Here is a 19995-nt window from a genome sequence, read left to right as displayed (position 1 = left end):
CCGCGGTGGTCCATTTTCGCAGCTGATGTCCCACGTCATGCTAACCCCGCGTTCCCGAATTGCCGCAACAGCACATTTCGGGGACTGCGGCATAGGGCACAGACCGGCCTCAGATCATTTTCCTTTCGCTCTGGAAAGCGGTTGGGCGGCGTGCGAAGATTGGTGCGACCTGTGACCGCCGACCGGGAGGAATCATGCAAGATCACGCCCGCGGTGATCTCGTGGACGTCTCCGGACTGTCCCTGCCGGATCTCGACTCCCTCGACCACTCCACCCTGTGGCACGTGCTCACCGAGATCCTCGGCCCCGCCGAGCCCGAGGCCGGCGACGCCGTCGCGGCCTTCAACGCGAGCCTTCCGCCCGCCTTCTGAGCCCGCGCCGCGCGTGCCGCCGAAGGGGCGCCGCGACATGCCTGGCCGGATGCGGCCAATGACGTTTTCCGCACCGTTTCCCGGAAATCGAGAGTTCACCGCGCGAGACCGTCCGCACTTCCACGGCCGGATCGCTGAAATCAGCGAACTCAGCGAAATCTGGCAGCGCCATCAAATCACGATTCTGCATGGTGAATCGGGGTCCGGAAAAAGCTCGCTGCTGCGCGCGGGCGTCATTCCCGCGCTGCGCGACGCGGCGCTGCGGGTGCTGCCCCCGGCGCTGCCCGGGCACCGGCCCGCGCTGCCGCTCGCCGCGATCCCCCGGCAGAACCCGTACACCTTCGCCGTCCTCTCGTCGTGGCAGCCCGAGACCGCGCCCACGCGCCTTGCCGGGCTGACCGCCGCGGCGTTCCTGCGCGGGCTGGACGGCCCGCGCGGCGCCGCGCATCTGGCGATCGACCGGGCGGAGGAACTCTTCGCGCCGTCGGCCGCCGAAGACTTCCGGATGGCCTTCCTCGACGATCTGGCCGAGGCGCTCTCCAGCTGTCCAAGGGTCCGGCTTCTTTTGTGCGTTCGCGAGGAGAGGCTGCCTGAAGCACTCGCCTTCGCCGGGCGGCTGGGCGAGCCCGGCAGGATGCTGCTCGGCCCGCTCGACCTCGCGGCGGCTGCCGCCGCGATCCGCGGGCCCCTCGGCCAGGACGGCGACCACGACCTCGCCGAACGCCTCGCCGCCGATCTGGCGGCAGGCGGACGGACCGGGCGCGGCGGATCCAGGCGCGGCGAGGAGCACGCTTCCGGGGTGGAGCCGTCCCTCCTCCAGTCCGTGTGCGCGCGGCTGCTCGGTCCTGACACGCCCGGTCCCGGCCACGACGTCGGCCCGGACGTCGACCAGGCGCTCGCCGACCACGCCGCCGACGTGCTCGCCCGGACCGCCGCCGACCACCGGATGACGCCCGCCGCCCTCACCGGTTGGTTCCGCGACGTGTTCGCGCCCCGCTCCGGAGGCGCCCGCGTCGCCTACGAAGACGGGCCCAAGACCGCGGGCATGCCCGCCGCCGTCCTGCGCGACCTCGTGGACGGGCACCTACTGCGCGCCCACCGGCACCGGGACGGGCTGCTCTTCTACCGGCTGACGCATCCGCGCCTCGTCCAGCCCGTACGCGCGCTCCATCCGGCGCCCGCCTTCCGGCCTTCCCCCGAGGAGCACCTACGCGCCGCCGACAAGGCACTGCACTGGGGAGAACACGCCCTCGCCCAGGCCGCCGCGGAGGCCGCGCGCACCGGTGAAGGCTCCCTGCGCGTCCACGCCGCCGCCGAGACGACGCTGGGGAACATCGCCTACGAGCGCGGCCTTCCCGAGGCTGCGGCCGGGCACTACCGCGCCGCCGCCGTGGCGTGCGAGGCGCTCCAGGACACGACGGCGGTGGGCAGGCTCCTCGCGGCCATCGGAAGGCTGCGGCTCGGCCAAGGCGAGTGCCCCGAGCGCGCGGTGGCCGATCTGCACTCCGCCGTGGGGCGGGTCCCCCACGATCCCGCGATCCAGACCGGCCTCGGCCGCGCCCTGTGGTTCGCCGGACGGCCCGTCCCCGCGCTCGCCGTGCTCACCGGCGTCCTCGCCCTCGACGGCGGCACCCTCGAAGCCCTGGGCACGCGCGCCGAGATCCTCGCCGACCTCGGCGACCCGGTCTCGGCCGCGTCGGCGCTGCGCGACCTCGACCGGCTCACCGCCCCCGTCGCCTCCGCCCAGGCCGCACGCGCCCTCGCCCTGGCCGTCCTGGACCGGCCCAAGGAGGCCCGCACGGCGCTGGCGGACGCCTCTCCCGAATCCGCCGAAAGCTCCCTCGTCCTTTTGCGCGCCGCCCGCGTCGCCGCCCTGACCGGCGACCCTGCCACCGCCGCCGCCCTCGCGGCCCGCGCCACCCAGGCCACCGACCCGCCACTCCCGCCTCACCTCCACAGCACCGCGACCCGCCTCACCGCCCGGCGCCCCTGACCGAACACCCGCCGATCGGGCCGGGCGCCGGCCGATCGGCAGCGGGTTCTTCGACCGGCGCCGTCCCCGACGGCACCGCCCCTGTGCGGCCGCGTGGGGGCCGACCGGGATGCGGGGCCGGTGATCGGGTCCGGGCTTGACTCGGGTGAACATCGTGGGTCACCGGACGCTCACGGGGTGTTTCAGTAGGCTGCTCGGCATCCGGGCCGCCTTCGATGGGACTGCCCGGCGGGCCGGGCGCCCGCGCCGAGAGCGCGGCGGCGCATGCCCCTCCAGCGGGGATCTCAGGAAGGCACCACCGGGGTGAGCGCTTGGCGCCGTGATTTCGCACTGCTCTGGGCGGGTTCGGCCGCCGCCCATCTCGGCCGCACCGGCACCTCGACCGCGCTTCCGCTTCTCGCGCTCGGCCTCACCGGGTCGCCTTCGGCGGCAGGCTGGGCCGCGGCCTGCGCGACGCTGCCCCACATCCTCGCCCACGCTCCGGCCGGGCGGCTCTCCGACCGCGTCGACCAGCGGCTCATCATGCTCTGGAGCCAGTCTCTCCGGTTCGTCTTCGCCCTGTCCGGCGCGGGCGCCCTTCTGCTTCTCGAGCGGCCTCCCCTCTGGGGGCTGCTTCTCCTGGCGGTCTTCGACGGCACAGCGGCGGCCTTCTACACGGTCGCCGAACAGACCGCCCTTCCCCGGGTCGTCCCCACGAAGAACCTTGACGCCGCCGTCTCCCGCAACGAACTGCGCCTGCACCTATCGCTCCTGCTGGGCCGACCCCTCGGCGGGCTCCTCTACGGGACGGGCCGTGCCGTCCCGTACGTCGCCGACGCCTTGGCCGGCGCAGCGTCGCTCTGCGCCCTCGTCCTCATCCGGCCGCTCGCCTCGCGGACCCGGCACGGCGATCGGCCTCCCGGGACGTTGCGGGAGGCCGTCATGTTCGTGTGGAGCGACCGGTTCCAGCGGCGGGCGGTGGCGCTGTGCGCGGCGACGAACGCGCTGTTCCAGGGCTTCCTGCTGATGCTGCTCGTGCTCGCCGAACGGCAGGGCGCGCCGCCGTTCCAGATCGGGGTGCTCATCGCGGCCTCAGGGGTCGGCGGCGCCGTGGGTTCGGCGGTCGCGCCGCGCTGGGCCGACCGGCTCGGCCCCGCGGTGCCCGCCGTCTGCGCGTGGGGATGGGCCGCACTCGTCCTGCTCGTCGCGGTCGTGCACCGGCAGGAGGCCGGCATGGCGGCGTGGGCCGGGATCGGCCTGCTGGGTTCGCTGATGAACGTCGCGGCCACCGCCCACCGCTGCCGCAACACCCCTGCCGACCTCCTCGGCAAGACCACCGGGGTCAGCGCGCTGGCGACGGGCACGCTGGCCCCGCTCGGCGCCCTGGGCGGGGGCTACGCGGTCGCCGTCCTAGGCACCCGCGGCGTGGCCGTCTGCGTCACGGCCGCGCTGGTGTGTCTGGCGGTCGCGGTGACGCCGTGGCGCCCGGCGGCGCGGCGGGACCGCGCCGCCGTCCGGGTGCCCGCTCAGGTCTGAACCGGCGTGTCCAGCGCGCCGCCCGCGACCCACTGCTTCCAGGACATCTGGAAGTAGCCCCAGCCGTTGTTCCAGGCCAGCTTGCGCTTGGTCCCGGTGATGATCACCCGGTCGCCGCGGTAGGACCAGTTCATGAACCACTTGGCGTCGCCGCCGGGCGAGCGCACGCAGCCGTGCGAGCAGTTGCGCCTGCCGAGGCAGGACGGGTCGTCCATGTTCTGGTGGATGTACTCGCCCGAGCCGCTGATCCGGGTGGCCCAGGGGATCATCTCGTCGTAGTAGCCCGGGTCGCCCTCTTCCTTGCCCGGGGAGATCATGCGCTCCAGCTTGCTGTGCGCCATGACGAGGTGGGTGCCGCTGGTGGTGATGAGCACGTCGGTGCCGTTCACGACCTCGCCGCCCGACCCGAGGCTCACCGGCCACGAGCGGACCAGCTTGCCGTTCCGGTAGGCCTTCGCCCGGTACTTCTTCGCCGCGATCTTCACGACGTGGTCGTCGCCGATGCGGAAGGTGTGCGTGAGGTTCTTGGATCCGACGATGCCGGGCCCCGCGCCTTTGAGGCCCTTGAGCGCGGCGGTCACGGTGACGGTCTGGTTCGGCTTCCACGCGGTCTTCGGCCGGAAGATCGCCAGCGGCATGCCGGACGCGCTCTTGGTCCAGAACCAGGCGCCGAGGGTCGACTTGCCCGAAGTCACCGTCAGCGCCCGCTCGACCTTCTTGCGGTTGCGGATCGGCTGGGTGAAGCGCAGCATGATCGGCATCCCGGTGCCGACCTTCTCCCCCTTCTTGGGGGTCACGTCGTCGACGTAGAGCTTGCGCACCGCCGCCCGCTCGGGCTCCGGAGCCGCCTGCGCCGCGCCCACCCCGAAGACCGAGGACGCCGCCAGGACGACTGTGCCGACGCCAACAAGGGCGATTCGTCGCATAGTTCACTCCATGGGAGGGTTCGAGGGATCTTGGCAGCCTAGCGCCCCCGCCCCCGGAGCTCACCCCGGTCTCCGTGAGCCCACATGACGGTTTGATGAACGCAGCCCTCAAGATCCCAACCAAGCCCGCCAAACGCGGCCTACGACGCAAATCCCTTGAGTGATCAGAATTAGCCTCATTCCTGCACACCCCCGGGCAATCAGGAGTGAACCCATGTCCCGCAAGTCCCTCGCGGCCCTCATCGCCGCATCCGTCGCCCTGACCGCCTTCGCGACCCCCGCGAGCGCTGCGGAACCGGACCGCAGGGCGACCTACGTCACCGTCACGCCGAAGAACGCCGTCGTGACCACCGGCAAGGCGACGACGCTCACCATCAGCGCCTCCATCGACGAGGGCAAGCCCTTCTACGACAACAAGATCCTCGCCGAGCTGACCGCGCTGAGCGGCACCGGCTACGAGTACCTCGACCTCACCGACCCCGACGGCGACGGCGTCTACACCGGCACGGTCAAGCTCACCGCGCTGCTCGCCGCGACCGGCAAGTGGCTGGTCGAGACCTCCGCGATCGGCGAGGAGACCGGCGCCGACATCACCGGGCCGACGACCGGCATCACCGTCCGCACGAAGACGAAGCTCACCGCGACCGTGAAGCCCAAGCCTGCCAAGAAGAAGTCCCCGGTCACCCTCTCCGGTTCGCTCCGCACCATCGAGTACGGCTCCTACACCGGCTTCGGCAAGCGGAACCTCAAGATCCTCTTCCGCAAGAAGGGCTCCACGAAGTGGACGCTGCTGTCCACGGTGAAGACGAAGGCCAACGGCAAGTTCGCCAAGACGGTGACACCCAAGGCCGCGGGGGCCCTCCAGATCGTCTGGGCCGGCACCGTCTCCACCACCCCGGTAAAGTCCAAGATCTTCCCCGTGAAGTAGCCGGCGCGGCGCGCCCGGCCCCCGGACGCGCCGTGTTCGTGCGTGGCGGGCAGACCAACCACGCGGTGCACGTGTTGATCACGCTCTTCCTGTGCGGGCTGTGGCTGCCCGTCTGGATCATCCTCGCGGTCGTCGAAAAGAGAAACGGATCGTTCTGTCCGTCGACGAGCGGGGTCACGTCCACCAGGGCGGGCCGCTGTATCCGGGGTTCGCACCACCCGCGCCGAACCAGTACGCCAACAACGCCCAGGCCCTGGCCATCGCGAACATGCGACGGGAGCTGCGCCGGCAGGCCCGGGAGCAAGCCCGTGACCTGGTCCTCGCGCGCGACCTGTGCATCGGACGCCCAGACCTACCGCGCTACTACGACGACGGCGGCCTCATCGACGTCAACCACGTCCCCGCGCTTCCTCACCGCCATCACCCCCGAGCTCGCCGACCTCATCGTGCAGGTCAGATCCCAGGTCATCGGCTTCAGCTCGGCCGAGGTGCTCTCCGCCGTAGCCGCGCTACCCCCCACCTCACCCCCGAGATCCGCGAATACGGCATCTTCCTTCCCTGAGCACCCATCAGGACTCTCGTACGGCGGGCCGGCCGCCGCACGTCCACGACGCAGGGAACCGCCTCAGTTCGGCCCCCTGTGCCCGAGGACCGGTGACCACGCCTGCGAAATGATCAGGGCCTCCGCTCATCTGATGAGCGGAGGCCCTGATCGTGGGCGGAGGTGGCGAGATTTGAACTCGCGATGGGCGTGAACCCAAACCGCATTAGCAGTGCGCACCACCCCGATCCCAGCGGTCCGCACCCGTTCTGACCTGCGCGTTAAACCGCCAAGGACCCGGCCGGATGACCCTGGACTGCAACCAGAACTGCAACCAGCTATCTGCGATGCCCAAGGTCCAGCGGACGGTCCCTTGAAGACCTCGCTGCTTCACGATCACGACACACCGCAACAAGCCAGACTTCAAAACAGCCCCTAGCAGTAGTCACACGACTACCATGTACTTATGAGTCGTTGTACAGCCCCGGTTCAGGGTCATCGGACCGCCAGCGGACGTGCGGCGTGCCCCGCTTGCAGCGGCGGCTACGGATCCTCGGCCCGCTCTTACTACACGCCGTCGGCCTACACTCCGCGGAGCAGCGGCGGGGGCGGGGGCGGTGCGACCAGTAACGGCAGCTCCAGTAGCGGCAAGATACGGGCACCTTGGTCAAGCACCTCCTCCATGATCTACACACCTGGCGAGGTTAAGAGTCTGACTCCTGTTCGCAATGCCGCCGTATTGCGCGCGATTGAACAGCCTGAACTTCGCGATGTCTTCCTTTGCCACGCGTGGGATGACCGGCGCGGTGCTGCCAGTGAGTTGTGCACCCTGCTGGAAGCAAAGGGTGTCTCGGTCTGGTTCAGCGAGAAAGACATCGCGCTCGGCCTACCGTTCATGCGGGAAATCGACAGAGGACTCGCGAAGTCGCGCACGGGTCTCGTTCTGGTCACCCCTGCACTACTGACACGCCTCGAGCGCCGTGGCGTCTCCGACAAGGAACTCTCGGAGCTCCTTGCACGCGACCTGCTGCTCCCTGTCATACACGAGACGACTTACAACGCGCTCCGGGACGTCAGCCCGCTCCTTGCGTCCCGAAACGGGTTGGACACCGCAGAGGATTCGATGGCAGTAGTTGCCACCAAGATCGCAGAGCTTGTGGCCGTTGAAGACGACCAGCTCGCGGTGAACTAAGGGGCAAGCTGCGTAGTGACGTGGATTCCCGGTCAGAACAGGGATAATTAGGTGATCATGGTAGATCAATCTACATGCCCATTTTGTGCGATTATCGCAGGGGTCGACTCCAATGCGAGGCTGGTGTATCGCACCCAGGAGGTCACCGCATTCTTTCCATTGGAACAAGCCACTCGCGGTCACACTTTGATAGTGCCGAACCGTCACGTTTCAGACCTGACCGATCTCAATGCTTCCGAGGGACGTGATTTGGGCGAGGCGCTCCTCAGGGCAGCGCGCGCGATCCGCTCAGCCCTAACTCCGGATGGCCTGAACGTAATTCAGTCGACTGGGGAAGTCGCCACTCAAACCGTACCTCACGTGCACTTCCACCTCGTGCCCCGATGGTCGGGGGATCGCATGGTGATCAGATGGCCCGCAGGTGAGGCCGAAGATAGTCAAGCTCAAAACCAGACTCTCGCCGCGATTCAGTCTGCACTTTTCAACGAAGTAAATACTGTTGGACCAGAGGACCGTCGGCAGCACTTGACGTTTATCCAAGCAACAATTACGCGAATGTCGCAAGCGTCATCATCCGCGAAGACGTGGCTACTTCCGATTGTAACCGCGACGTACGGATACGCAATCACGAAGAGTTCGATCGTTACGGCGCTTCTCGGCGTCTTGGCGGTACTTATCTTCGCCATCCTTGACGCTAATTACATAAAGCAGGAGCGCGCCTTTCGTAATCTCTATGACGAGGTGGCGGCCGGTCGTTCAATCCCCGCGTTTTCCTTGAATCCTGTTCTCGCATCACCGGCGGGCTCTAGAGTCGGCTATTGGCCCGATTGGTCTGATATTAGATCGTGGGCAGTTGCTCCCGTTTATGGACCCCTACTACTTGCGGGAATTAGCATAGGAGCCTGGCTGCTTTACCGTTAAGATAGTGAACCCATCAAGCCTTTCGATCATGCGCTGGACTGGCCTTCTCGGTTATCCAGGACACCGACCATGACCTTGGCGAGTTAGCTGGCGCGGAAGAGCCAGCAACAGAACTTCGCGAGGATCTTCCACGACTTTGAGCTATGCGTTCGCACCTTCGCCAGGAGCACGGAGATTGGCGTGGAAGCGGTTGGCCCACTCGTGGGGGGCAGGCTTATTTCTTGCGCGTGTACGACACCAAGATCGCCAGGTCGGCACCGGCATAAGCCCTTGCCTGCCGAAACGATCAACCCGGACGCTGCGAGCGCGCTGGTTATGCCCCAGTTCCGGGCGGCTGTCAGATCGCGGATCGCGCCCGGCACCGAGGCAAGGTTCAGCTAGTGGCTTGTCCCTGAACGTTCCTGGGCTATTTGATCTGGTCGGGTGGGGCCGACAGCAACTATTGCAGTCCTACTTGCTTGAGGGAATCAAGATCCCCCTGATAAACGAACCAGTGGCCATGCTCCAGACTTTTCAATACAAGCTCCCCATCAACTTTGTCGACGTGGAAGGTTGACCAGTTACGGCATAGGGGGCAGAGCTGCCCAACGAGGAAAGGTCGCAGTAGATAAAGGCGATGATCCCGATCAACAAGATATAGACTTCCTTGCTCTACCGCACTACTCCGATACTTCATCGTTGAGGTGGGAACCACTGGATGATCACCCATGAGCTGGCGGACGCTAAGAGTCGACTCATTTCGAAATGAATCCCAAGCGACCGATGTAACCTGAACCAGGGGCCAGTCCGCTAGAAAGCGGGCGCGGGCCACAAGAAGTCGCAGGTCATCGAGAGTTTCCTGAAGAGCAGCAGGCAAGTCTAGGGGATCGACCGGGCGGAGGTGCGAAGCGGCGTTCCTGCGCCCGGCGATGCGTTTGCGTGCCTTTTGGGCTGCTTCACTACTGAGTAGATTGCCTAGTTCATGAAGGGGGTGGTCGCTTCCCAGCCCGCGGCGCTTCTTCGCTCCGGCAATCTCCTGGAGAATGGCGGTCCACTCACCTAGGCCCGGCCCGCCGCCGCGCTCACCGGTGAGCTTTGTGCGAAGCGCTGTCGCCGAGGAGAGCTCGACAGACGCTTCCTGTGCGAGCGCGAGAACGAGTAGGGCACTGTGGGCCAATAGGATCTCGGCTGCTTCTAGTACTGCGGCGTAAGCGCGGGCGTCATCGCCGGCACTTTCTCGGACCTCCGATTCCCGCCATCTCAGCGCAACGGGGTAAGGGAACCGAGTTCGAATGATGTAGCCAAGGTCGTCCAGTTGTGCAGCCGTCTCCGCCCGCAAACGCGTCAACTGTCCAGCGTCGATGATCGACTGGCGGGCGAGCAGGGTGTTCGTGTCCGTGTCGAACACGGTCTCTGCAAGATTGGCTGCCTCGGCACCCCATATGTCCAGCTGACGCCGAGCGGTGTCGAGTTCGTCAAGCGCAGCAGATAGGGCCGTGTCCGCGGCAGGCAAGATCAAGTCTGCAAGGTCCCTCCTGGACAAGCGCGGTCGGCCGAAGGCCCCACGAGCCAACGCGCCGACCTTTGCTGATCGGAGGAACGTCAGAATAAGACGTAGATGCTGCGGATCCAGAGGGACCTTTGGCCGGAGGATATAGAGACTTCCCACGGCCACGGCGGGAAGATCACATTCATTTACTAGGGCAGCCTTAGGGCGACCTGAGACTATCTCCGATAGTAGGACATCACCTTCTCTAAGATTTTGATGGTCTGGGATATCAGCCCGCCAAATATCGGTCTCCTCATCGACCGGGGCGATCACGCCGTCACGGCTTATATTTTTGAGCCGGATAAGGCGAACAGCACCTGGAGTCTCTACCGTGCAACCATCTGCGGACGCACGGATAGCGACTCCACGGAGCAAGTCGAATACAGAAGCAATGGAAAGATTAGCGGAAACAGGTTTGTTATGGAGCATCGTCCCACTCGCTACCGAAGCATAGCAACTTGACTATTAACATTCATACCGTGGCTTGAAACGCTGGCCGAAAGAGCGGTATTCGGTCGAGTTTTGCCGCTCTGGTTTTGGCTCGCAGCCAATCGGCTAGGTTTCCATCCTGCTCCAGGAGAAGCAGTAGTTCAGGTGTTTCCGCAAGGACCAGCACTTTGGCAGCTAGCGCATCGACACTCTGTTTGATGGCGGCGGCAGTGTAGCCCGAGGTAGAGATGAAGAGCCCATGCACATCGGCCCGGTTGTATACACGGACAAGGTGCTGGGCGGTCTTATCCGGCCCTAGGGGCTTGCTCCACCACTTTGCCTCGACAAGGTAGTCCTGGCCATCAAGCGCCACAACGCCGTCAATCTGCTCAACGATGCCATCGTCACCATCTTTCAGTACAAAAGACTCCCTCACAAGCAAGCCGTCGAGCGCGAACAGCTCATTCAGGAGGCCCTCAAAGACGATGCCACGCTTCTGGGCGTTCTCCATGGAGGAGAGACCTGCGAGACGAGAGCGGAGGGCCTGGCGCTCCACGCGCCGGCGCTGCTCGGCCTCGGCAGACTCCCGCTGCCGGCGCAGCCGCTCGCTTCGTTCCTGTTCGGCCGCCTGCTGCATCCGAGTGAAGGAATCCTTGGCATCAACAGACTTCCGGACAGCCGCCACTAGACCCTGGGCCTTGAGCTGGTCTTCAGGCCAAGGCGTTGAGAAGTCCTCGTGCTCACACACTCGCTTCAGCACCTCACGCCGTGCTCGCAGCGTGCTGTCTCCACCGGCGTTGATCCTGTTCAGGACCATGCGGGCGATCGTAAACTTCTTGACGTTCTCTCGGTCTGTGCGCAATCGTGCGCGGAGGTCAGTGGTCATGCGGTCCGGCACGCCCGCGCCGACGAAGAAGTCGAGCACTCCGTCCTTCGACTTGAACAGGCGAGGGATGGTTTCGATCAGGAGCTCAAGCAGTTCGGACGGGTAGTGGTACGGCTCGTCAGGCAAGGCACCCCCAACAGATGGCGGTAACTGGGCGGACTCTCAGTGTGCCACTTGATCTTTCTTAGAGCACCGCCCAGAACACGAACCCGTCAAGCTACTTGATCGCAGCCGGCAGCCTCAGCTCTGACCGAGACGGGACTGTGTTCCGGTTCTATGCCTGAGGGCACAGTGATGCCGGGCCGGCCTCCGCCGCTGCTGGTCCGTGGTTGGTTGGCTTAAGCGAATGGACCAGGCTTCTGTCGGCGGATGCGAACTGCAGGTTGGCTGTTCAACAGTGTCCGCCCTGGACAGCTTGCTCCGTGACCCGCTGTCCCTTCCCGAGCCCATCCTCTTCTAGAAGGGGAGCTGAACAGACTCGCAGGGACACCGGGGACATCACAGGACTGGATTGTCCCTGGAAAAACGACTCCGACCGGTGGAGATGAGGCCAGGGACAGCAGGGACACCGAACCGGTCCCGGAGATGTGGCTTGGCCTGCCGGTGTTGGTCTACCGAGATGGCTGGACCTCGTCACGATCTCTCACAATTCGCGAAGCGGTTGGACTGACGGACAATCATATTGATCATGGGGAAGATCAACTGATTGGTTCTGGCAAAGACCCTGCTAGGGCGTCTCTTCGTTCGCGAGTAGCGTCGCCCGCAGTGCATCGAGCTCCGGCGCTGGTGCATCGGCCCAGCTAATCGCCCACACCGCTTTGTCGGCGTCTCGCACAGTCGAGTGGAGATCTTTCAAGATCTGCTCCAGGGTTTCGGGCTTCAGCGGCACCCGGCTGCCTACGTACTCATCGGCCAGGAGGGGTTCGAGCAGACCGGCGTCATCCCACCCGTCCGGGGGCGGTTGAGCCTCGGAGTACTTCTCCAGGAGTTTCTGGGTTCGGAAGATGCCCCTCTGGTGCGTTAGCAGGTGTCGCAGGCCACGGATGTGCCTTACACGCTCGGTGGACAGGTCGTTGCCGATCATCTTGTGGAGCTTCACCACCTCTGGCCAAGGCGGAGAAGGCCGGAGGTCCTTGACGTCGAATTCGAGTCCTCGCCTGCCCATGGCTTCGACGATGGACTCCTCCATGTAGACGTCGAATGCCGTGACGGCGTCCTTGACCACGGCAGCACGGAGCATCCAGCTAAAGTCGTCCGGCCATAGGCCGCCTGTACTGTGCTCGAAGTAGCTGAGGTGCTCGTCGCCGTAGTGAGTATCCGGGTCGAAGTGGGCGTTCATCCTCGCTTCGGCCTGCTGCCAAAGACTCTCGAAGCCAGGCTCTGACCACCTGAGAGAAAGCGCGTGGAACGCCTGTATCGCACGATCAGTGGCAACCCATTGGTCGAAGGCACGACTGACGGTTCCGGTAGTTTCATCCCAGGTCATGTTTAGATGGTAGAGAAGTACTTGATTGTCGTCATGCGGATTTCGTCCAGATCGCTTCCCAATATGAAGATCCTGATCTTCTCTTCAAGGTGCAACGCACCCTCGTTGAAGCGCCACTGTGAAACATCGGCTGCGCGGGCCCGTTCAGCCGATGCCTGATTTTGAGGCTGGCTCGGGCCCCTGGGAGAGGGTCCACATCTACCTTGCCGTGGGGTAGCAAGATAGGCGATCAGGTGACCTGATCACGGCGGCCCTGGGCGGGCCTGAGGGGTCCTCTTCGAGGTCGCTGCGCTGGCCGTTGTCATGTTCCGCGCCCGATCGCCCTTCCCATTCCGACAACATCTGTCGGAATGGGAAGGGCGATCGGATGGCTGAGGTGCGGCGTTTGGAGCGTCACCCCGGAGGCAGAAAGCACGCGGTCAAAGTGCTGCTGTCCGATGAGGAACGAGCGGAACTCGTCGAGCGGGCGGAGGAGGCTCGGCTGAGTGTTCCGCGGCTGCTGGTCGAGTCCGCTCTGGCGGGAGGCCGAAGGACGGCGTCGGAGCGGCGGGGCCTGGTCGCGGAGTTCTTGGCGGTGCGTCGGCTGGTGGCCGCGATCGGGAACAACGTGAACCAGCTGGCGCGGGCGGCGAACGCCACGAACCGGACTCCAGCCGAGCTGCCGGTCGTGCTGGATGCTCTGAAGCGGGTTCTCGACCGTCTGGACGGCACCGTGGCCGCGTTGAGGAAGCCGTGATCGCCCACGTCGCCGTGAAGCGGCGAGGCGGCGTCCGGGTGCTGGGGAGTAACCCGGTGGGGCTCATGCTGTACCTGTTCGGGCCCGGGAAAGCCAACGAGCACACCCGCCAGAGAGTGATCGCAGCGTCCACCGCGCTGGGGATCATCGACGGGACTCGCCTGGACTACCGCACCCAGCGCGGGGAGATCAAAGAGCTGGGTGGCCAGTTCGACTCTCACCGCAAGGCGTTCGGTAGGGAGTTCCCGAACGGGCACCTGTGGCACTGCGCCATCTCCCTGCCACCGGCCGACTCGACCGCAGAGCGCAGGCTGACCGATGCGCAGTGGGCCGAGGTCGTCCGGGAGGCGGTGGGCAGGCTCGGGTTCGAGGCCGAGGGTAAGGCCCCGTGCCGGTGGATCGCTGTCCATCACGGTCGGTCCGTGGAGGGCAACGAGCACGTCCACCTGGTCGCGAGCCTGCTGCGTGAGGACGGCATGACCGCGTCGCACTTCCGGGACTGGGTCACGCTCAGCAAGCTGTGCCGCGACATGGAGCAGCGCTTCGGCCTCCAGATCGTCGAGGGCAGGAACGCCGGGGCAGGGGCCGGTGTGGGTCAGCCTGATGTGTCGAGAGCCCAGCTGGAGCGGGCGAGAAGGGAGGGCAAGGCAGAGCCGGACCAGGCACGGCTTGCACGGACGGTTCGGGCGGCGGTCGCGGTGGCCCGCAGTGAGGCCGAGTTCGTCGGCGCCCTGCGCGATCTCGGAATCCTGGTCCGTCCCCGCTACGCGGCCGGCGGGCGGGATGAGGTGGTGGGGTACTCCGTCGCGCTGCCACCGAAGCCGCGCCAACCCACGATCTGGTTCGGGGGAGGCCGCCTGCACCGCGAGCTCACCCTCCCCCGACTCCGCGAACGCCGCTGGCCCCAAGACGGCCAGACCCAACCAAGCCCGATCGGCCACGCCGAGACCCTCGCGGCATGGGGCGGCTCAGGCGCCGGCAACGTGCTCCCCGACAAGACGTACGGCTCGCAGACATGGCAGAAGGCAGCGACCGTGCTGGCCGAGCTCCGCGCCGAACTGATCGCTGTTCCAGTCGACCAGCCGGAACTGTGGGCGCTGGCGGCTCGGGAAGCCGCGGGAGTCCTGTCGATGTGGTCTCTCCAGATCGAGATCAACCGGCCAGGCACCCTTGCCCACGTCGCCGACGTCCTTGCCCAGTCCGCCCAACTCGCCCAAGCCCGCGCCGACGACCTTGCCCACCCAGGTCACAGGCGCATCCCCCCGCGGCACCGGCAGAAGCACCCGAGGTTCGACCTACGGGCGGTCGCCGTCGTCGCCAGCACTGCCTCACCCCAGGCAACCCCGAACTACGGCCAGATCATGTTCCTCCGCCAACTCATCCGACTCTTGGAGATCATCCTCGAATCCGGGCGTGCCCAGCGACGAGCCCTCCACGCCATCGAGAGGGCCGACGCCACCCAGCAGCGCCTCGTTCGATTGCAGCAGCACTGGACAAATCTGTACGAGACCCCACGGCTGGCGTCTGGGAACTCTCAAGGCTCTCCATTCCGACCCTGGACGCTCTCCCAGCCCGGCATAGAAATCTGACCGAGCACGTGATGCCGCCTGCGAGAGCGCGGCAATCTCGCGACCGTCATGAATCTGTCCCTGCTGTCCCCGGAACAGAGAAAGATGGCCTGAGCTGGGACGGCAAGGAGCTCCAGCGGGGACAGCGGCCAACATCCAGCTGTCCCCGCCGTCCCCGCTGTCCCCGCTGAGGACCGCAAGGTGTGGGCTGGCTTGTGCTCGTCGACACGTCGGTCTCTCGCAGCGTCTTTCGCTTTGCCTGCACAGGCTTGATCGTCCTCCAATCTCTCTGGAGAGCCACGTCGCACCGTCAGCTTTCCAGGGGAGGTCTGGTCTTGGAATTATCTGCCAAGCGGCTACTTCACCGGCGAACATGATGGCGCTCTATCGCATATGGAGCATTTCGTCGAAATGTGGAACGGGCTGAGTCGTTCAGGCAACCGTGGTTCGCAAGTGGGAGAGCATGAGTTTTCGCCGCGGGGATCGTCACCGGGCATTCGGAAGCCGCCTGCATCGGGCGGCACGCACACGTTGAAAGGGCACGCTATGAGCGTCGGCACGATGGACAGTCAGAGTCTCCGCGACGAGATGGTCGATCGCCTGGCCGCCGACCACCAAGCGAAGGGCTTGGCCCTGCGTCCCGAGGTGGAGGCCGCGCTGCGGGCTGTCCCCCGCGAGCTGTTCACGCCGGGTATCCCGGTGGAGGAGGCGTACGAGAACACCGCGATCATCACCAAGCAGCTCCCCACGGGGGAGAACATCAGCTCGGTGTCGGCTCCGTTCCTCATCGCGGAGATGATCGGTCAGGCGGCGGACGCGCTCGACGGGCTGGAAGGCCGCCACGTGCTTGAGATCGGCAGTGGCGGCTACAACGCCTCGTTGCTGCGCGAACTCGTCGGGCCGTCAGGGTCCGTTACGACCGTCGACATCGACCGGGACGTCACCGACCGTGCCGCGGCCTGCCTGGAGGCCGCCGGCTATAACGACGTCACCGTAGTGTGCGCAGACGCCGAGCATCCGATCGAACCGGTTCGCCGCTACGACCTGATCATCGTGACGGTCGGCGCCTGGGACATTCCGCCCGCATGGCGCGACCAGCTCACCGAAGACGGCGTGCTCGTCGTGCCGTTGCGGATGTTCGGCTCGACCCGCTCATGGGCGCTGCGCCGCGACGGCGATCGTCTGGTCAGCCACAGCCGCAGGCTGTGCGGGTTCGTCGCCATGCAGGGCGACGGCGCCAGCGCCATCCGGTACATCGGCATCGCCGACGGCGTCCACCTGCGGATCGACGAGGGAGAGCGAATCGACGCGGAGTCCGTCACCGGTCTGCTGGACGAACCACGCAAGGAGGCATGGGCCGGGGTGAGCCTGCCGCCCCGCACCGCCCTGCCGGACCTGGACTGGTGGCTGTCCGCCCGCCTTCGCCCGGAGTCGGTGATGCTCACCGCCCAGGAAGAAGCCGTAGTCTCCGGACTCGTCGCGCCAGCGTGGCGGTTCGGTACCACCGCCACGCTTGACGGCCGCACGTTCGCCTACCGGTCCGAGCTGCGCTGGACCGGTAGGCGATTCGATCTCGGCGCGTACGCCCACGGGCCCAACGCCGAAGCGGCAGCCGGACGGATGGTCGAGCACATGCGCGCATGGGTCGACGCGGGCTGCCCTGCCCCGACCCTCGAAATCTTCCCCATCCAGACCCCGGACGGCGACCTGCCCGACGGGGCGGTCCTGGACAAGCGACACAGCCGCCTCGTCCTGGCCTTCACCTCAGAAGAGAAGGAGATCCCCTGATGGAGTACGAGCTGAACCTCCGCCTCGTTGACGCCGGCCCGGTCGCGACCGCCTACTCCACCAGCACCGACGACAACTGCGGCTCGGGCGACACGGGCTCCGACGCCTGCTCCGGCTGAGGCCCTGAAACCTGAGCGATGGCTGAGGCGGTGGCCATTTAGCGTGAAGCTTTCGCACTCATGTGCAGGTGAGGCCGCTATTGCCCGTCATTTCCTCATGGAAGGCATGGGCGGTTCGCCGTTGCGACGTACCCTGGTGGCGTGATCAAGGCGGTTGTCTTCGATGTCGGCGAAACCCTGATTGACGACACTCGGGAGTGGAAGGCCTGGGCGGACTGGCTATCAGTCCCGCTGCACACAGTGTCGGCTCTCGTTGGAGCCGTCGTAGTGACGGGCAGGGACAACGCCGACGCGCTTCGCCTTGTCCGGCCGGGGATCGACATCGAAGTCGAACGGCAGGCTCGCGAGGAGGCAGGTCGCGGGGAAGTGCTCACTGAGGCCGACCTCTACCCGGACGTGCGCCCTGCGCTCGCCGCGCTCCGGGAGCAGGGTGTGTGGGTGGGCATTGCGGGTAACCAGACGCGCCGGGCAGCCGAACTACTGCGCGCCTTGTCCCTGCCGACGGACGCCGTCGCGACCTCGGGAGAGTGGGGCGTCGCCAAGCCCGACGCCGGGTTCTGGGCTGAGTTGATCGAGTGGGCCGGCCTGCCCGCGGCGGAGATCCTCTATGTCGGCGACCATCCCGCGAATGACGTACTACCGGCGCAGGCCGCGGGCCTCCGAACGGCTCACCTCCGACGTGGTCCCTGGGGCCACTTCTGGGCCGACGATCCTTCCGCGACCTCGGCCGATTGGCAGATAGACGAACTCACCGAACTGACGTTGCTGATCATGTCCACCTGATCGGCGACGCGACCGAGCGGAGTCCTGATGATCGCGTCCAAGAACTTGATCGGTCAGCGCATCGCCGCGGCCCGGATGGCACGGCACCTGTCGCAAGCCGCGCTCGCCGAGCGTGCACACATCTCCCTCAGCCTGCTCCGGAAGGTCGAGCAGGGAAGCAGGAACCTCACCGACGACGTCCTGTTCGCCATCTCGGACGCTCTCGGTATCGAACCTGAGCGGCTGACCCTTGCCGAGGCGAAGACCGGGACTCGCGTCCATGCGGCCATCCCACGCATTCGGCATGCCGTTGACGCCTACGACCTCCCGGAGGACGGCCCGACACGGTCTCTCGACGAGCTTCAAGACATGGTCGAGTCCGCCACGGACCTACGGGTGACGTCGCAGTACTCGCGCCTCGGCGAGGCCATTCCCGAACTTCTCGGCGAACTGTCGCGCGTGTTGGACGGTGCGCGCGGCGCGGAGCGGGCGCGTGCAGCCGAACTGTTCGCACTCGCCTACCGATCTGCGGACGCCGTCGCGTACAAGTTCGGTTATCACGACCTGTCGGGGCGCATGGTCGAGCTGATGCGATGGGGCGCCGCCATCTCAGAAAGTCCGGTGCTGGTTGCCACGATCGCCTACGTACGCACGGAAACGTTCTTCGCGAGCCGCAACCTCGCGCCCGGCCTCCGTGCCCTGCAAGCGGCCTTGCGCCCCATCCCCTCGCCGAGGACGCCCGAGGAGATCGCCTCGGTCGGCGCCCTCCACATGAGGGCCGCTGTCGTCGCCGCGCGGCTGCTCGAAGACACCGAAGTCGCCGATGAGCACATGCGGGAGGCGCGCCGCCTGGCCGATCTCGTCCCGGAGGGCATCTACAGCGGGACGGCGTTCGGGCCGGACTCCATGCGCGTCCATGAGGTCTCTGTGGCCGTAGAGCTCGGTGACGGCGTGCGCGCGGTCGACGCCGCGGAATCCTGGGAGGTCCCGGCGTCGCTACCTGCGGAACGCCGATCGCACTTCTACATCGAACTCGCGCGTGCGCAGCTGTGGCTCGGGCAACGCGACGCCTCACTCCAGTCCCTCCAGGAAGCGCGCCGAATCGCTCCGCAGCACGTGCGCGAGCATCGCCAGGTTCGCGAGGCGCTCGCGACGCTGATCCGCCTCTACGCGTCGCCGCCCCACGCTCTTCTGAGCTATGCCGAATGGGCAAAAGCCATTTAATCCGGCAATTCAAACGGGGTGACACAAGGTGTGTCACTGGCAAAAGGGTGGACCCGCAACCATCTAACTGCGGGTGATAGCCAAACTCATAAGGCTTCCACCAGCGAGTGACCACCTTGAACGAAGACGGCCCCGGCCCGTCGCGCCAACGACGGGGGTTCCGGGGCCTCGCCAGGAAACGGAGTCCTGACTGTGGCCAATGCTACGACCATGCACAGAGTCCGGGAGTACGCGACGAAGAGCCGCATCGGCGGCGGGCCGACGCCCATCTCGGAACCGCTCAACGCGCTCAAGACGCGCTTCCCCGAGGCCGTCATCTGGTTCGGGGAGGCGACCGGGAAGTTCTGGGCGCTCGTCGGTGACCGCCTCATCGAGAACGAGACGGCGCGCGGACTCGCGCTGAACCTCGGCATGGAAGCGCTCGGCTGGTCCGCGCCCGAGCCGGAGACGTTCGTCGAGCCCGTTGGCTGGTTCCGCAGCCACATCGGGATGTTCCGCCCGCGTGGCACCGGTCGGGTGGCGGTGGCGGCGTGATGTACGTGGTCACCGGTCGCGAAGGCCCTCAACACCCCATCCTCGCCGCATTGCTCCCTGAGCCTGCGGTGCCGCGCGAGGACATGCCGGAAGGCGGCTCACGCGTCTATTGCCTGGACGCCGACGGCGAACTCGTGGAAATCGCCACCTCAGAACCGACTCCGGACCTGCGGACGCTGATGCTCCGCGCAGAGCAGGACTCCGTCGCATCAGATGCCTCCGTGTGAGGACCGGCGATGACGGAACCACAGCGGGACATCGTCCCGCCCATGACTTCGGCTCCCTGGCCGGCGGCGCGCCAGTGGGACGGAGCAGCACGATCACCGCGCCGCAAAGAGAGGCAGTGACCATGCAGACCAGCACCGAGGTCCTAGACGACCTCACCACCGATCTGTTCGACCTCGACGCCCGGACGGTCGCGAGCGACCTCCTCATCGTCGACAGCATCACCGACAACGGCTGCGGCACGCTCCCCGCCTGCCGCTACCCCGACCCGCAGAGCTGACCCCTACCCACGAGACGGGCCACGGCCCTCAAGGAGAGTGCGC

The 19995-nt window shown here is 66.3% G+C and carries 20 protein-coding genes; 16 read left to right on the top strand and 4 right to left on the bottom strand.

Going from position 1 to position 19995, the window contains the following annotated elements; all coding sequences use genetic code 11:
- Positions 1 to 194 precede the first annotated feature (194 nt).
- The 3 genes from ACYVOM_RS40915 to ACYVOM_RS40905 all read left to right on the top strand — a co-directional run bounded on the left by ACYVOM_RS40915 (position 195) and on the right by ACYVOM_RS40905 (position 3879).
- Complete coding sequence (locus tag ACYVOM_RS40915; RefSeq protein ID WP_460309021.1) at positions 195 to 371, top strand: hypothetical protein; 177 nt, start codon at positions 195 to 197, stop codon at positions 369 to 371.
- A gap of 58 nt (positions 372 to 429) precedes the next feature.
- Positions 430 to 2364: an nSTAND1 domain-containing NTPase gene (locus ACYVOM_RS40910; protein ID WP_460309020.1), complete on the top strand. Its 1935-nt coding sequence runs from the start codon at positions 430 to 432 to the stop codon at positions 2362 to 2364.
- 303 nt (positions 2365 to 2667) lie between these two features.
- On the top strand, positions 2668 to 3879 hold the full coding sequence (locus ACYVOM_RS40905) for an MFS transporter (protein WP_460309019.1): 1212 nt from the start codon (positions 2668 to 2670) through the stop codon (positions 3877 to 3879).
- Here the strand turns inward: ACYVOM_RS40905 and ACYVOM_RS40900 are convergent.
- A complete protein-coding gene (locus ACYVOM_RS40900) occupies positions 3870 to 4805 on the bottom strand; it encodes a L,D-transpeptidase (RefSeq protein WP_460309018.1) in 936 nt (311 codons plus the stop codon). The genes ACYVOM_RS40905 and ACYVOM_RS40900 overlap by 10 nt on opposite strands.
- Before the next feature lie 214 nt (positions 4806 to 5019).
- Here ACYVOM_RS40900 and ACYVOM_RS40895 point away from each other — a divergent pair, with 214 nt between their 5' ends.
- From ACYVOM_RS40895 to ACYVOM_RS40880, 4 genes are all read left to right on the top strand, one after another.
- Complete coding sequence (locus ACYVOM_RS40895; RefSeq protein ID WP_460309017.1) at positions 5020 to 5733, top strand: hypothetical protein; 714 nt, start codon at positions 5020 to 5022, stop codon at positions 5731 to 5733.
- Between the two features lie 100 nt (positions 5734 to 5833).
- Positions 5834 to 6295: a hypothetical protein gene (locus ACYVOM_RS40890; RefSeq protein ID WP_460309016.1), complete on the top strand. Its 462-nt coding sequence runs from the start codon at positions 5834 to 5836 to the stop codon at positions 6293 to 6295.
- A gap of 661 nt (positions 6296 to 6956) precedes the next feature.
- Positions 6957 to 7466: a toll/interleukin-1 receptor domain-containing protein gene (locus tag ACYVOM_RS40885; RefSeq protein WP_460309015.1), complete on the top strand. Its 510-nt coding sequence runs from the start codon at positions 6957 to 6959 to the stop codon at positions 7464 to 7466.
- A 57-nt stretch (positions 7467 to 7523) separates the two neighbouring features.
- Entirely contained in the window at positions 7524 to 8387 is an 864-nt protein-coding gene (locus tag ACYVOM_RS40880; RefSeq protein ID WP_460309049.1) for an HIT family protein, read from the top strand.
- A gap of 439 nt (positions 8388 to 8826) precedes the next feature.
- On the opposite strand, the gene ACYVOM_RS40875 is transcribed toward ACYVOM_RS40880, so the two are convergent.
- From ACYVOM_RS40875 to ACYVOM_RS40865, 3 genes are all read right to left on the bottom strand, one after another.
- Positions 8827 to 9885, bottom strand: a complete 1059-nt coding sequence (locus ACYVOM_RS40875) for a hypothetical protein (RefSeq protein WP_460309014.1) — start codon at positions 9883 to 9885, stop codon at positions 8827 to 8829.
- Between the two features lie 502 nt (positions 9886 to 10387).
- Positions 10388 to 11356, bottom strand: a complete 969-nt coding sequence (locus ACYVOM_RS40870) for a restriction endonuclease (protein ID WP_460309013.1) — start codon at positions 11354 to 11356, stop codon at positions 10388 to 10390.
- A 601-nt stretch (positions 11357 to 11957) separates the two neighbouring features.
- Positions 11958 to 12716, bottom strand: coding sequence for a hypothetical protein (locus tag ACYVOM_RS40865; RefSeq protein ID WP_460309012.1), 759 nt, complete (start codon positions 12714 to 12716; stop codon positions 11958 to 11960).
- 367 nt (positions 12717 to 13083) lie between these two features.
- On the opposite strand from ACYVOM_RS40865, the gene ACYVOM_RS40860 reads away from it, so the two are divergent.
- From ACYVOM_RS40860 to ACYVOM_RS40820, 9 genes are all read left to right on the top strand, one after another.
- Positions 13084 to 13452 (top strand): MobC family plasmid mobilization relaxosome protein, encoded by a 369-nt coding sequence (locus ACYVOM_RS40860; protein WP_460309011.1) that lies wholly within the window; start codon positions 13084 to 13086, stop codon positions 13450 to 13452.
- Entirely contained in the window at positions 13449 to 15041 is a 1593-nt protein-coding gene (locus tag ACYVOM_RS40855; RefSeq protein ID WP_460309010.1) for a relaxase/mobilization nuclease domain-containing protein, read from the top strand. Before ACYVOM_RS40860 ends, ACYVOM_RS40855 begins: the two co-directional genes overlap by 4 nt.
- 540 nt (positions 15042 to 15581) lie before the next feature.
- Complete coding sequence (gene fxlM / locus ACYVOM_RS40850) at positions 15582 to 16808, top strand: methyltransferase, FxLD system (RefSeq protein ID WP_460309009.1); 1227 nt, start codon at positions 15582 to 15584, stop codon at positions 16806 to 16808.
- Positions 16808 to 16927, top strand: coding sequence for an FxLD family lanthipeptide (gene fxlA / locus ACYVOM_RS40845; RefSeq protein WP_460309008.1), 120 nt, complete (start codon positions 16808 to 16810; stop codon positions 16925 to 16927). The genes fxlM and fxlA overlap by 1 nt, the downstream gene beginning before the upstream one ends.
- A 141-nt stretch (positions 16928 to 17068) precedes the next feature.
- Positions 17069 to 17710, top strand: a complete 642-nt coding sequence (locus ACYVOM_RS40840) for an HAD family hydrolase (RefSeq protein WP_460309007.1) — start codon at positions 17069 to 17071, stop codon at positions 17708 to 17710.
- Between the two features lie 27 nt (positions 17711 to 17737).
- Positions 17738 to 18913: a helix-turn-helix domain-containing protein gene (locus tag ACYVOM_RS40835; protein ID WP_460309006.1), complete on the top strand. Its 1176-nt coding sequence runs from the start codon at positions 17738 to 17740 to the stop codon at positions 18911 to 18913.
- Positions 18914 to 19123: 210 nt separating this feature from the next.
- Positions 19124 to 19447, top strand: coding sequence for a hypothetical protein (locus ACYVOM_RS40830; RefSeq protein ID WP_460309005.1), 324 nt, complete (start codon positions 19124 to 19126; stop codon positions 19445 to 19447).
- Positions 19444 to 19674 carry a hypothetical protein gene (locus tag ACYVOM_RS40825; RefSeq protein WP_460309004.1) on the top strand — a complete coding sequence of 77 codons (231 nt, stop codon included), beginning with the start codon at positions 19444 to 19446 and terminating at the stop codon, positions 19672 to 19674. Before ACYVOM_RS40830 ends, ACYVOM_RS40825 begins: the two co-directional genes overlap by 4 nt.
- Positions 19675 to 19790: 116 nt before the next feature.
- Complete coding sequence (locus ACYVOM_RS40820; protein WP_460309003.1) at positions 19791 to 19952, top strand: hypothetical protein; 162 nt, start codon at positions 19791 to 19793, stop codon at positions 19950 to 19952.
- The last annotated feature ends 43 nt before the right edge of the window (positions 19953 to 19995 follow it).

The organism is Actinocorallia aurea (assembly GCF_054783995.1).
Note: the sequence above shows the minus strand (reverse complement) of the source record. Positions and strands in the feature narration are given on the sequence as shown.